A 13,607-nucleotide genomic window follows, 5' to 3' on the forward strand; every position below is an offset into this window, starting at 1 on the left:
ATCAAATATGGTCTAACGAGAATTTTTTTGCGGTTCAATGGTTCACCCCTGCTGAAAACAGAAAACAGCGGCAATCTAAGACTGCACTTCCAGTCCTAGTCCACCGCTGTTTTTTAGTATTTGCCCTTGACGAGAGCCTGCTGCAAAATAGGCTGCCGTCCGACAAATTATTTTCCGGGAAATGACCCGTTTTTTCATTCAGTCATGACCCTTCTATTGAAATCCGGGATGGAATATACATTACAAGCCTTAGTCTGGACATCTAGCGACATCCTGAACACCACTTTCCTTTTGGAGGATCGAGGAGGAGTGTATCAATGAACGAATATGTGCCGCAGGGAATGGTTCAAAAGCAGTATCACTGGGAATGGGTCAATTATTTTCTGTACCGGCATCTTCAAGAGAATAATCCATTTCCCAAACTGAAGGCACCGCTGAACGATTTGCTGAACAAGCAGGAACAGCAATTGGATGCATTGCGAAAGCTCGCTGCTTCACTAGGGATATCCAGCCCTTCTGCAACGGTGAATATAAGGTATAATCCGGTTCTGGACTGTATTAAAGAACTCCATCAGCGGGAGTATGAATTATTACAGGAGTACACCAGCTATCACGATTACTTTTTGCCGGTTTCTTCGTATCCATTGGGCATTGAGGACTTGATGAAGTCTCAGCTGGCGCAGGTCAATACGCTTACGGAATTAAAAGCGGCCTTTGGTCAGCTTTTCAAACCCCAACACGAAACGCAAAAGCCTGATTACATATTGGAAAAGGGGTACCGGTTAACGCGGATCGCCACAGGACTCACGTTCCCGACCGTTATGACATTTGACCCCCGAGGAGCGGTCTATGTTGCCGAAGCTGGGTTTGCTTACGGGACTGAACCCGGAATGGGCCGCGTGCTTCGCCTGGAATCGGATGGCTCCTTTACAGAAATCGCCTCAGGATTCGGAGGTCCTGTAACAGGCATTGCCTGGCATCGTGGGGATTTGTATGTGGCTGCAGGAAATTTAGGGGAAAAGCCGGCAGACGGATGCGGAGAAATTATTCGAGTATCGCCGGACGGTACTAGGCAAACGATTGTCAGCGGGCTGCGCACATGCGGGGACCATTTTACCGGAGACATTCTGTTCGGCCCTGACGGCAAACTGTATTTTTCCGTTGGTACCGCCACGAATTCGGCTGTTGTAGGGCTGGATAATATGCTGATCCTGAAGCATCACCCGCAATTTCACGATGTGCCGGCCAGAGACTTGGAATTGATCGGCACCAATTTTATTACCCGGGATCCGCTATCCGATCAACCAGGGGCAGCAGTAACGGGAGCGTACCATGCCTTTGGAGCTCCGAGCAAAGAGGGTGATATCGTACGAGGCCGATTGTTGGCTAACGGGATCATCTACCGCTGTAATCCTGACGGAAGCCACCTACAGATCGTCGCAGACGGCTTCCGGAATACGTTTGGTTTAAGATTTTCCCCAATGAACGGAAAACTGATCGTAACGGACCATGGCGCGGATCCGCGGGGGAGCCGGCAAATCAGGCTGGATTGGGATAAGATTTGGGAGGTCACTCCTGGAGGATGGTACGGATTTCCGGAGTTGTTTAGTGGTTTGCCCGTAACCCTCCCCCACTTTCATGCCGCGGAACAAGCGAAGCCTGCCTTTCTTATCCGCAACCATCCTCCGCTTGCCGCCCAACCGCTGGCCCGTCTGCAGCCGCATAGCGCTTCCATGAAATTTGATATTTGTGCAAACGCTGATTTCGGCAGTCCAGGGGAGCTGTATGTCGCCCAGTTTGGAGAATCCGGATTTGAAAAAACCGAGGAGCTTCCTGGATTCAAAGTGGTTACAGTCAACCTGGATACCGGGCAAATTTCCAACTTCCTGACCAATCCGCTTGGCGAATCCACGAAACAAGGGCCTATCCGGCCCATTGATGTCAAATTTAATGCCGAAGGAAATGAGCTGTACCTTGTCGATTTTGGCCTGATGGGTAAGCATAACCCGACTCCTGGAAGCGGGAGCCTGTGGAAGATCGTTAAAATATAGCGGATCGGCTTAATCCTCCTCCTCGTTCCCTGTTCTGCCTCCGTACCGGTGCGAGTGCGGGATTCTGCCGTTAACGGTGGTATAACCCGCAAAATCGTGATAATGCCCGCCTCCCGGCAAAGGAATGGCCGGTCCCGTCGTCCCTTGAATATAATGAACATGCTGATCATTAAAAGATGTTTCCACATGATAACGGTGGACATGGGGAACGCCGCTGGGGGCGGGTTCCGTTGTTCCGGCGTAGTGATGATAGTGTCCCACGTCAAACGAAGTATCACCTGAAATCGGATGAACATGGACCCGGACCGGCCTTCCATCCCACGAAGTAATAAGCAGGCTGTGATGATGCTCGGAACTGGAACCTTCAGTATGAAACAGCAAACCTGTGATTGGGATTTCCAATTGACGAACCTCCTATGATTCAAGTTATCGGTTTGATCAAGCAAAAAATATCGGCTTCATCATACGCAGAAATCATATGGCGTTAGCCTGTTCCATTATGCAGAAATATGGTTTACGGTTAAAAATCTTACAAACGGTTGAAACGTTCAGCCATGGCGGTCAACCATCCGATACTTAGGCAGCAAAAAAACCTGCCGGTCACGACACCAGATTGTCGTGAATCGGCAGGTTTTTCAAAATTAATCTATCAGCATTATTCTATAACGTATTCGCGATATTTCTCAAAGTCCTGAAGCCGGCATTCCAGCGAGAGCCGTGTACCTTCATTTTCATACTCGGTTGCGTGGATGCTGGCATGCTCGTTCAAATACGAAACCACCTGGCCCCGGTCATACGGGATCAGCATTTCGCAGGTGACGTAATCTTTGAACACGGAGCTGCGGATCAGATCCACCAGCTCGGTCATCCCGATTCTCGGCTTGGCTGCCAGATAGACGCTTTTCTCCTTGACCTCTGGAATGTCCACGCCCGCCAGATCGCATTTGTTATAAGCAAAGATGGTGGGAATGTCCGTAACGCCGATGTCCTTCAGCGTGTTCTCCGTAATTCGGATCAGCTGCTCATACTTCGGGTTCGAGTAATCCACGACATGGATGAGCAGGTCCGCCTCGGACACTTCCTCCAGCGTCGACCGGAACGCCTTGACGAGATGATGGGGCAGCTTGCTGACAAACCCGACCGTGTCGGTGAGCAGAAAGGATTTATGATCCTCCAGCTGTATGCTCCGCACGGACGTTTCCAGCGTGGCGAACAGCATATCCTTCTCGAATACCGCCTTCTCGCCGGTCGGTCCGGCCGCAGAATAGGCCTCCAGCATGGCATTCATGATTGTCGATTTGCCCGCATTGGTATAGCCGACCAGCGACACGACCGGAAGCTCGTTTTTCTTCCGCTGCTTCCGCTGCGTCTGCCGCTGAAACACCAACGATTCCAGCTCCTTATTCAAGGCGCTGATCTTCTCCTCGATCCGTCGGCGGTCCAGCTCCAGCCGGGTTTCGCCTGAGCCGCGGTTGTGCATGCCGACGCCGCCGCCCTGCCGTCCGAGGGACTCGCGCAGGCCCACGAGGCGCGGCAGCATATACTGCAGCTGAGCAACCTCCACTTGAAGCTGGGCTTCCCGCGTTTTGGCCCTTTTTTCGAAAATGTCCAAAATCAGAATCGTCCGGTCGATCACCTTGCATTCCAGATCCGCTTCCAGGTTGCGGAGCTGCGACGGCGAGAGCTCGTCGTTGAAAATAATCAGATTCGCCTCGAGTCCCCGGAATAAGCTGCCCAGTTCCTCGACTTTCCCGGTACCGATGTAATGGGATTTGTTGACGCGCTCCATATTTTGCGTCAGCTGCCCAACGACCTCCACCTCGCAGGCCTCAGCCAAATTGCCGAGCTCCTCCATGGAGTATTCGAAATCGGGCTGGTTGTTCAGGTTCACGCCGACCAGTATCGCTTTTTGTTGAATGGGTTCCATATATTTTACCTCCGAATTAGCTTGAATTGTTCGATGAAACGAAAAAACCGCAGGCTGTAACCCTGTGGTTTAAAGCGAACGGATATATCAGCACTGGAAAAGAAGAACCCCCTTGCTCGATGACAGCTGCCCGTCAAGCTTAAGGTGTCCTAAGCATTCTCCAATCAGGCTGGTTTTATGTTATTGCATGAGGAACGCCCTACGGCTGCCTGAAGACAGCAAAAAGAGGGCGGATCGCCCTCCCTCGCATACACCCGGCATAACTCAAATAATGAGCACACTCGGCACGTATATTTCGGGTTCCAAAAGATATGCAGACCAATCCCGTTCGCTCCGCACAGGGGCAGAGCCTTTGAGCACTATTCAGTTAGCGGCACAAAGTGAAAAAACGGAATTTGATGTAGTACATATCTTATTCGAACCCTCCGATCATTATTGGTATCCCCATGTTAACACAACAGCGCAGCGGATACAATTCCCAATTGCCAAAAAGATGGAACTTTTTCGTTACCTCCCCGTCTGTGCACGCCTAACCTCTGCTTCCCCCGACAGCGTGACGCGGTTGCGCCCGCCCGTCTTGGAGCGGTACAGCGCCTCGTCCGCTTTCAGGATCAAATCGCGCGGTGAGCGTCCATGCTCGGGATATGCCGCTACGCCAGCCGAGATCGTCACCGGCACTCCGATCGGGTTCGCGGTTCTTTCCATCTCTTTTCTTAAGCGTTCGGCCACCACGCCGGCTTCCCTCGGCCCGCTGCGCTGCACCAAAATCCCGAATTCCTCGCCCCCATAGCGGAAGCACAAATCCCCTTCCAAGGACACGTTTCGCATCAGCTGGGCCAAGTGCTTCAGCACCTGATCGCCGAGCACATGCCCATAGGTATCGTTGACTCCCTTGAAATGGTCAATGTCTATTAAAATGACCGCAAAGGGCACATGGTACTCGGTCCACTGCTGCAGCACCGTATCCAGCGTCCTCCGGTTGGCCAGCCCGGTCAGCTCGTCGACACCCGCCTCGTTCCGAAGCTGGGTCAAATCCTGATTCAAGTGCTGGAACGCGATTTTGACGCTTTGCGACAGCAGCCTGACCTCATAATAAGCCGATTTAATGTCGGGAACGTTCTGCGGCCGTGCCGAGCCAAGTGTGGCCTGGTCGGAAAATTGAGCCAGCGTATTGAGCGGTTTGGCAATGCGGCTGGCCACCCACCATCCCAAAATGAGGATCAGCAGCAGGAACGGAAGGGAGGCGAGAAGCACCCTTTTGATCAAGTCATGAAGCGGCTTCTCAATGACCGACGTCGGCGTCTGGGAAATAATCCCCCACGAGCTGCTCGGTTCATAAGCGTAACCTGCAAAGAATTGGCCCCCCTCGGAGTTCGTCACCCGCTGCGACCCGCTTTTTTTCATCAGGACGTTCTTCACGACCGGATTGCTGATGACCGATTTGCCGATTCGCTGCTTGTCCGGATGAAAAATGATGGCCCCGTTCTTTTCCACTACGTAAACGTAAGACCCGTTGCCGAAAAAGTGCTCCTTCAGCATCGTGCTGAGCACGTTTTTATCTTCGAGATAAATGGTTCCGCCGACAAACCCTTGATAAGCGCCGGATGCATCGACGATTGGTGCCGAAATGAGGATAATGTACCTCCCTGTCGTCGCCCGGTAGGGGTTTGAAATAAAAGGCGCTTTCAAGGAGACCGCCATTTTGCTCTGGGCCGAGGTCAGCTGATCCCCGACTTCAATTCCGATCGTATGCGGACTGAGCGCCCTGACGATGCGGTTGGTGTCCGCAACGACTATAGAGTTGAAATACTGCGTATTCTCCTGAAACAGATCGTCAAAGAGCTGGGCGTCCATCTCTTGGCTCCGCCCGGATATTTTGGCAATCGCATTGATATTTTGCTGCATCGTAACGAGAAGCTCGTTCGTATTGGAAGCCAGCTTTTTGGCATACTGCTCGTTATTCTGAAGATAATTGCCAATTAAGGAGGCGCGGTTGACTTGAACGGCTGAAGTGATGCTGGTCAGCATCGTAAGCAGGATCGCAATAATGACAAGCAGGCTGATCGTAAACCGGAGCGTAAAACCTTTTTGGATCAAATATTTCAACGTTATATCCACCTTGAGTCTAATAATAGAGAAAGATGTCGCATCGTGACGCTTTACATTATACATGAACGCCGGAAGTGCATCTATAGCGTGTGTGCCATCTGCCGTAATAAGAAAAACGTCTATCGACGTACTTTCAAAGAAGACAGACCGCGTCTAGAGGAAGTTTTTCTTGCGAGATCAGGAAGCAGAAGCTCTGAAACTTATACTTTCTGATCTCTTAAGAAAAACGTCTATCGACGTACTTTCAAAGAAGACAGACCGCGTCTAGAGGAAGTTTTTCTTGCGAGATCAGGAAGCAGAAGCTCTGAAACTTATACTTTCTGATCTCTTAAAAAAGGGCAGCCTGACCGGCTGCCCGCGGCGGCTGTCATGGGATGTCCAGAGTTAGAGCGGCGTTATGCCGCGTCTTAAATTCCGAAAAAGCGCCTGGTCGTCCTTACCGTGGCCGCGGCCAACGCCTCAGGCTCTTCCCCTCTGCAGTCGGCGATGACCCCGAGAATGTGCGCCAGGAAAGCGGGCTCGTTCCGTCCGCCCTTCGGCTTCGGCCGCAGATCACGCGGTGTCAGATAAGGCGCATCGGTCTCGATCATCAGGCGGTCCAGCGGAATGTCCCGGACGAGCTCACGCAAATGCCCACCCCGCCGCTCGTCGCAAATCCAGCCGGTGATGCCGATGTGCAGCCCCATCTCAAGGTAGGTGTACAGCTCTTCTGCGCTGCCCGTAAAACAATGCACGACCGCGCGCCGAATCAATGCCGGGTGGTCTTTCAGCATCGCGGCAAAATCGGCATTCGCGTCCCGTTCATGCAGAAACAGCGGCATGTCCAGCTCTTCCGCCAGACGCAGCTGCTCCTCAAACCAGCGGCGCTGCACGTCGCGCGGCGAAAAATCCCGGTTGTAGTCCAGCCCGCATTCGCCGATCGCCACCACCTCAGGCAGCCCGGCCAGCCGCCGCAGCCGCTCCGCCGTATCCGGTCCGCAGTCCTTGGCGTCATGCGGATGAACGCCTGCCGTCGAGAACAGCCTGCCGGGATACGACTTTGCGTAGTGCGCCGCCTCCTCGCTGCTCTCCACGGACGTTCCGGTTATGATCAGCTGCTCTACGCCCGCCTCAGCGGCCCGGGTCAACACCTCCTCCCGGTCCCGGTCGAACGATGAATTCATCAGGTTAACGCCGATATCAATGATCGGTAAAGTCATGGCTGCCAAGTCCTTTCGTTATCTATCTTAAGGCATCTACCTTAAAGTCAAACCATAAAGTACGGCACCAATATTATAGTGGACAACGATCCTCCGCACAAGGATTCCTGGTCTTTCAAATGAAATCTTGCATGAATGTTATATGATCGAAGTTGAAATGAAAAGAGAGGGAGGAAACCTTCATGGAAAAGGATCATTCAGCTGTGACGTACCGGAACGTAAAGCCCGGCGAATTCATTATGTTCGGCACGTATCCGCAGTCTGCAGACGTTCAAGCACTGGCGATACAATGGCGTGTTCTTCATCATTCAGGAAACGAGCTGTTTGTTTTGAGTGAGTATATTTTGGACTGCAAGAGGTATCATGGCAAGAGCGCGGAGATAGGGTGGCGTGAATCTACGGAAAAGACTTGGCGTGACTGCGATTTGCGCGAGTGGCTGAACGATGAATTCTATAACACCGCATTTAGCGGCGCCGAAAAGCAATTCATCAAGACGGCTCATTGTACGGACAACGGAGAAGGCTGCCCGGATACGGAGGACAAGGTTTTTCTGCTTAGCGCTGCCGAGCTAGAGAACTTATCCGGGATTCACGGCAAGGATGTGAGGCGTGCGGTTGGAACCGATTTTGCCAAGACGAACAAGCCCGATGGATGCAGCTTATATGTATATGACAAATCGAACAAAGACAACTATATCCTCAAGGACGGCGAAGAAGCCGGCTGCTCCTGGTGGTGGCTGCGAACCCAAGGTAACAAGCCTTCACGCGCGTATTTTGTAGGGACAGGCTGCAGTATTCGCAGCTATGGGAATAACAGCATAGGCGGTTATGGCGTGCGTCCTGCTATAAAAATAAATCTTTCCTAAGTCTTGTTTTCAAGGAGGTAAAACATGGATTGCGTTACATCAAAAGCTGCGGCGTTAAAGGTAAAACGATGGCCCAGGAATCCCATATCGGCGGGCCCTCGTCATACCGTTGGTCTGAAATCTGACGGCACGGTGGTGGCTGCAGGCGATAATAAATACGGCCAATGTGCTGTAAGCGGCTGGCGTGATCTGGTGGCGGTGGCGGCCGGTAATGTTCATATGGCGGCGAACACAGGCAATGCCCATACCGTCGGTCTGAAGTCGGACGGTACGGTGGTCGCGGCGGGTTGGAATAAGCATGGCCAATGCAGCGTAGACGGTTGGCGCGATATCGCAGCGGTCGCGGCAGGCTGGCGCCGTACCGTCGGTCTGCGATCGGATGGCACGGTGGTAGCCGTGGGTCGAGATCATGAAGGCCAATGCGATGTTAACGGCTGGCGTGATATAGCTGCGGTCGCGGCGGGTGACTGGCATACTGTGGGTCTTAAATTGGACGGCACAGTGACAGCCGTGGGTAACAATCGGTATGCCCAATGCAACGTTAGCAGCTGGCGCGGCATCGTCGCGGCAGCTGCGGGTTACCTTCATACCGTCGGGCTTCAATCGGACGGTACGGTGGCGGCTGTGGGTCTGAACAAACATGGCCAATGCGATGTTAGCGGCTGGAGCGGAATGGTGGCGATTGCGGCGGGCAGTTATCATACCGTCGGCCTGAAATCGGACGGCACGGTAACAGCTGCGGGCCATAATGAATATGGCCAGTGCGATGTTAGCGGCTGGCGCGATATGGTGGCCGTCGCGGCGGGTTGTACGCATACTGTTGGCCTGAAATCGGATGGCACGGTGATGGCTGTGGGTCACAACGAATATGGCCAGTGCGATGTCAGCGGCTGGCGCGGCATCCAAGTGCCCGGCACTTCGTTATCAATATGAATAACTCGACATTCCACGCGAAAAAATGAGCCGGACTTCAAATTAGGCAAGGGGTACGCGACATTGGATCAGGTGGTTGACATCGCCCGGAGTATCCCGATCCCGCCCGATCATATAAAAAAGACCGCATCCTGACGGAGTGCGGTCTAGCGTCATTATTTGTATACGGGTTTGCCGTATTCCGCCTTCTTCTCGAACAGAACGGTATACGTTTCGTCTGGGCCGTCAACGGACGGGGCTACCACTTTCTTCAGCCCGCTCAGAGGCAGGATCGCCGTACTCCTAAGACCATATTTGCGAAAAGTGGGTCTGTGTCGTTGACTCATGACGATTCCCCTCCTAATAAATCATGAATTGAATCCAGTAACGCTTTATTGAGATAACATATCTCCTCAAAAATCTGCTCCGTGACCTGGACGGAACCCCTCAGGTGGACCGTGAACACGTATCTTCTCGCTAAAGGATAACACAAGATATATTCCTTCACAACCGATTTGCGATTTCGTTGACTAAATGTCACATTTCCGCTGGCGTGAACGTCCACCACATGGATCGGTTCTTCTCCCGGTCTCAGGTTGACATTGGCATCCAAGGAATATTCATAGCCGATTTCGCCAACCCCGTCGCTGCCGACCTGCTTTATTGTACGGTCCCCGGCTTTGAAAAGTGCTGTGCCGCTGACCGTATACGGCGTGGAAATAAACGACAGCCGCAGCGCCCGGCAGATCCGGTTGTAAATATCCGTATCGAGTGCAGGCTTATGATTCAATTCCTCAAAAAAGCCGATAATCTTCAGCAGCCTGTCCCTCTCCTCTTCGGATTCACGGAGCAGATCGTAAGGATCGCTCTGTTTGCTGCCCCAATGCTCGATCATGCTGCCGATTTTACTGCACGAGACGCCCACGGCCGCATTCCAGTTGCGCGGGTTCATCTGATAGGTGAGCGTGGTCATGCCGAACAGATCCGAAGGCGTCTTAAAGCCTTCAATCCGTTCCTCCTCCTCATCCTCCTGCTCAGGAATATGCGACGGAACGAGAAAAAATACCCGTTCTCTCCCCAGTTTGCTCCAAAACAAGCCCATCTCAAACACCGTATTATCTCTGGCTGTATAATATAACTTACCCCGCACGAGCGTCACGTCATCAGGGTGGAACACAAAAACCGCAAAATCGCTACCCTGGATCTGGGCTTCCAAGTCCTCCATCGTATAACGGTTGGCGTGAAACACTCCTCTATGCCAAGGAGTCACGACCGCGTAGTGCTCCAGTTCCTCCTGCACCGCATTCACGATCGGAATGGCTTCCCTGGATGAGCCGATGAAAACGAAAGGTTTGTCCATAACTCCCTCCAGAACATCCATAATCTACCTATTATCAGTATATCATAGCATGGTAGATTCAATGACTGTTACTTTTCGCGCTTACGAAAGTCCGCCCATGATTTCAAAGTTTGCTATGTATGCCTGACAGAACTTGTCTATATAAAAAGGTTACAAAAAGTAAAGGACTGCGGACAGCCCTGCTGAACCGCAGCCTTCGTGTACAAGCCAAGTACCGGGAAGGGACGAGCTGCCTCACCGACAGCATTTGCCGTATAAGGTACGTCTCCACCATAAACGCTTGAATGATATCCTTTTGCGCTATACGAGCTCAACCTCACCCTGCATTCCTTCCGGAAAAAGCACCTCGATCTCCACATCAGCCGGTGACTCTACGCGCAGCGTCATCCGGTTGTCCGAAACGTTCCAGCGGACGCGGATTTCGCCGCCGGCCGGCAGCGGAACGATGCCGCTGGCCCAGCCTAGTCCGCACGGCTGGGGAGCGACCGCCACCTTGCTCCATCCGTCCTCCAGCCGTTTTACGCCGAGAATGCATTCGCCCAGAAAATATCCCGGGGCCGCGGACCAGGCATGGCAATGGCTCCGGGTGAGCTGGTTCGGATTGGCCCGGTTTTCACTGAAGTTAGGGTACATCTCCCAGCAGGTGGTGGCGTCGTTATCGATCATCTGCCCGTAATGGGCCCGAATGTCGGCAAGCAGCAGCTCGAACTGGCCGGCCTCCTCCAGCGCCTCGTAATAGAAGAAGGACATGAACGGGCTGCCAATCTGCACGAAATCCGCGGGAGGAAACTTCAAATAGGCTTCCATCAGCGCTTTTCTGCCGCCGGTAGCGGCCCCGCACAGGTAGGCGACCACCTGGGTCTGCATGCTGAAGGTATCGGAACGGCGGCCGTCCGCATGGATGCAGTCCAGATAGGCGTGGCGCTCATCGGACCACAAATGCTGGTTAATGGCTTCCGTCAGCCGCCTGGATGCTTCCTCATATGCGGCGGCGGTCCCTTCCTGCCCGGCCGCTGCCGCAATGGCTGCCGCATCGCGCAGCGCCTTGGCCAAGAACAGGTTCTGATGGGTCACGATGCCTTCACGCGGCTGATCGATCGGGGCCCAATCCAGGAAGTTCCAGCCCTTCATCTCCAGCAGTCCGTCCCCATTCAGATGTTCCAGGTAGGCCTCCATAGTCAGCTGAATCGCCGGCCAGATTTCCGCCGCAAACGCCGTGTCGTTCGTATGGGAAATAAATTCGCGGCAGGCGATGGCCCAGAAGAAGGTCCAGTTCGGGATCACGCTGTTCCAGGCGCTCGGCACCTGGTTCACATACAGCGGCGTCATGTCCGCCGATCCCGGAACCAGCCGCAGGCAGCGTTTGACGATGTCGGTCACGCCGAACACATAATAATTGACGAGCGCCTCATTGCGGCTGTCCCCGACCCAGAACACCTGCTCATAGGAAGGGCAGTCGATGAATGTGTCTTCCATGCACAGCCGGGTCGTGTGGCGGCTGATGTCCCAAATATCGTTCAGCCTGGCGTCCGAGCAGCGGAACGCGCCGATCTCGGCGGCGGGATACGTGCTCTGCCGGATGTATACTTCGTGAAGCTTCACCGGACCACGCTGTTCGCGGATGGTCAGAATCAAGTACCGGAAGCCGCGGCGGACGGGCGACAGGTAAGACTGGCGGCCGGACCGGCATATATAACGGAACGTATTTTCGAGGCCGTACGTATGCTGCCGGTAATCGTCCTTGATGTATTCGACCCCGTACGCATCAATGACCGTGCCTTCCGGCGCGTCCAGTTCGAGGCCGATAAAACCGGAACGCTCCTTGCCCAGATCAATCACGATCTCACAGTCACCATCGGGGAACGGCTCGAGCTGTGCGAAGTTCTGCGTCGGCAGCACCGCAAACTGCAGTTCCTGCGGCACCCGGTGTTTTTCGCTCAGCGTCCGCCACACGCTGGCCCCGAATACGTCCACGGCCGAATACAGCTGTCTCGACACGGGCTGCATCCAGCGTTCATAGCCCTGAAGCTCCTGCTCGGTCCGGATCGTCTTCAGCCTTAAATAGTCCGGATCGTCCCTGCGGAGCTCCCGGCCGTCCTTGTAATCGATATACTCAACCGCATCGAAAGGGCCGACGGCCGTAAACGGATTGCCCTCCTCATTTAGTGCCGCGTGAAGTGGAGCCCGCAGCGTAAACGCCGCCTCGCTGTCCACTCCGATGTGGAACACCGAACCATGGTCGCCCGACGTAATGTCCATCAGAAGCAGATGACTCCCGCTGCCCAAGGTCAGCGTGTAGTATGTTTCCGGCTGCTCCACATGCGCCGGGGTGCAGCGGATGCCGTCTACATACAGATCGTCGGCCCGCGTTCCGGTCGGAAAGCCGATGGCTACTTCGCCGTCCTCTTCCATGACCAGTACCGCAGCCAATAGGCCGGTAAAGCCTACCGGGTTGGCGTGCGTGATGCTGTCCTTCACCATCTGGTTCCGCAGGTCGATGGCGGCCGTGAACCTTGGTGCCTTGACGCGGGCCAAAGACATCACCTTGGACGGGTACTTCTTCTCCTCCGTCAGGAACGGGATGTCCCTTGGAATGAGCCGCGTCCATGGCTGCGTGCCTGCCGGGCCAATTTCCAACGCGGCACTCCAGGAGGCGTCATCGTATCCCGGCCGGTTCCATGCCTCATCCCACAGCCTGGCGTCGTACACTTCGGCAAATCCCTGCTGACAAGACATCCTCGGGGAAGTGCTGTCCTGGGCCGCCAGCTTGGACGTTCTCCAGGTCCGGTCCGTGGCGGCGATCACCTTGTCCCCGTACTCCACCTGGGCGATCAGTCCCCCGCGCCCGGCGAGATAATAAAAATTGGCCAGTCCAAAATGAAGGACAAGCACCGCAATCGTATTGTCAGCCCCCGGACGCAGCAGATGCCCGATGCTGTATGTATCATACATCTGCTCCTTCGGCCAGGAGCGCGTCGTTCCCCTGCCGGCCAGGTAACCGTTTACAAAAAGAACGTAGCGCGAGTCTGCGGTGATGCTGAGCGATACGGGCCGTCCCGGGTCCCCCTCATAGGCAAAGGTCTTGCGGAAGCATCTCCATTCATTCCGGGGGCTCGGCTCTCCCTCTCCCCAAATCCACAGTGCCTTCCAATGCTTATCCATCATAAGCCTCCTCTCTGCCCT

General features: G+C 54.1%; 10 protein-coding genes. 3 read left to right on the top strand and 7 right to left on the bottom strand.

The genetic code is table 11. From position 1 onward, the window contains the following. The first annotated feature begins 317 nt into the window (after nucleotides 1–317). Nucleotides 318–2,051 (top strand): PQQ-dependent sugar dehydrogenase, encoded by a 1,734-nt coding sequence (locus IAE55_RS21750; RefSeq protein ID WP_200633875.1) that lies wholly within the window; start codon nucleotides 318–320, stop codon nucleotides 2,049–2,051. A 9-nt stretch (nucleotides 2,052–2,060) separates the two neighbouring features. Here the strand turns inward: IAE55_RS21750 and IAE55_RS21755 are convergent, their stop codons facing one another. From IAE55_RS21755 to IAE55_RS21770, 4 genes are all read right to left on the bottom strand, one after another. Continuing rightward, nucleotides 2,061–2,453, bottom strand: coding sequence for a YmaF family protein (locus IAE55_RS21755; RefSeq protein WP_200633876.1), 393 nt, complete (start codon nucleotides 2,451–2,453; stop codon nucleotides 2,061–2,063). Between the two features lie 253 nt (nucleotides 2,454–2,706). Next, nucleotides 2,707–3,978, bottom strand: a complete 1,272-nt coding sequence (gene hflX / locus IAE55_RS21760) for a GTPase HflX (RefSeq protein ID WP_200633877.1) — start codon at nucleotides 3,976–3,978, stop codon at nucleotides 2,707–2,709. Nucleotides 3,979–4,485: 507 nt separating this feature from the next. After that, entirely contained in the window at nucleotides 4,486–6,084 is a 1,599-nt protein-coding gene (locus tag IAE55_RS21765; protein WP_186382074.1) for a sensor domain-containing diguanylate cyclase, read from the bottom strand. Nucleotides 6,085–6,494: 410 nt separating this feature from the next. Next, the gene (locus IAE55_RS21770; protein ID WP_145163450.1) at nucleotides 6,495–7,286 is read right to left on the bottom strand and encodes a TatD family hydrolase; all 792 of its coding nucleotides are present in this window, start codon (nucleotides 7,284–7,286) and stop codon (nucleotides 6,495–6,497) included. A gap of 182 nt (nucleotides 7,287–7,468) precedes the next feature. On the opposite strand from IAE55_RS21770, the gene IAE55_RS21775 reads away from it, so the two are divergent. Beyond that, the gene (locus tag IAE55_RS21775) at nucleotides 7,469–8,152 is read left to right on the top strand and encodes a DUF6273 domain-containing protein (protein ID WP_145163452.1); all 684 of its coding nucleotides are present in this window, start codon (nucleotides 7,469–7,471) and stop codon (nucleotides 8,150–8,152) included. 24 nt (nucleotides 8,153–8,176) lie between these two features. Continuing rightward, entirely contained in the window at nucleotides 8,177–9,085 is a 909-nt protein-coding gene (locus IAE55_RS21780; RefSeq protein WP_145163454.1) for an RCC1 domain-containing protein, read from the top strand. Between the two features lie 155 nt (nucleotides 9,086–9,240). On the opposite strand, the gene IAE55_RS21785 is transcribed toward IAE55_RS21780, so the two are convergent. The 3 genes from IAE55_RS21785 to IAE55_RS21795 all read right to left on the bottom strand — a co-directional run bounded on the left by IAE55_RS21785 (nucleotide 9,241) and on the right by IAE55_RS21795 (nucleotide 13,586). Then, complete coding sequence (locus IAE55_RS21785) at nucleotides 9,241–9,411, bottom strand: hypothetical protein (protein ID WP_163881768.1); 171 nt, start codon at nucleotides 9,409–9,411, stop codon at nucleotides 9,241–9,243. Beyond that, nucleotides 9,408–10,424: a TIR domain-containing protein gene (locus tag IAE55_RS21790; RefSeq protein WP_076173574.1), complete on the bottom strand. Its 1,017-nt coding sequence runs from the start codon at nucleotides 10,422–10,424 to the stop codon at nucleotides 9,408–9,410. Before IAE55_RS21790 ends, IAE55_RS21785 begins: the two co-directional genes overlap by 4 nt. 300 nt (nucleotides 10,425–10,724) lie before the next feature. Then, nucleotides 10,725–13,586 (bottom strand): family 78 glycoside hydrolase catalytic domain, encoded by a 2,862-nt coding sequence (locus IAE55_RS21795; protein WP_200633878.1) that lies wholly within the window; start codon nucleotides 13,584–13,586, stop codon nucleotides 10,725–10,727. Between the last annotated feature and the right edge of the window lie 21 nt (nucleotides 13,587–13,607).

Source organism: Paenibacillus sp. S28 (assembly GCF_016624415.1).
In the GTDB taxonomy this organism is placed as follows: Bacteria; Bacillota; Bacilli; order Paenibacillales; family Paenibacillaceae; genus Paenibacillus_AQ; species Paenibacillus_AQ favisporus.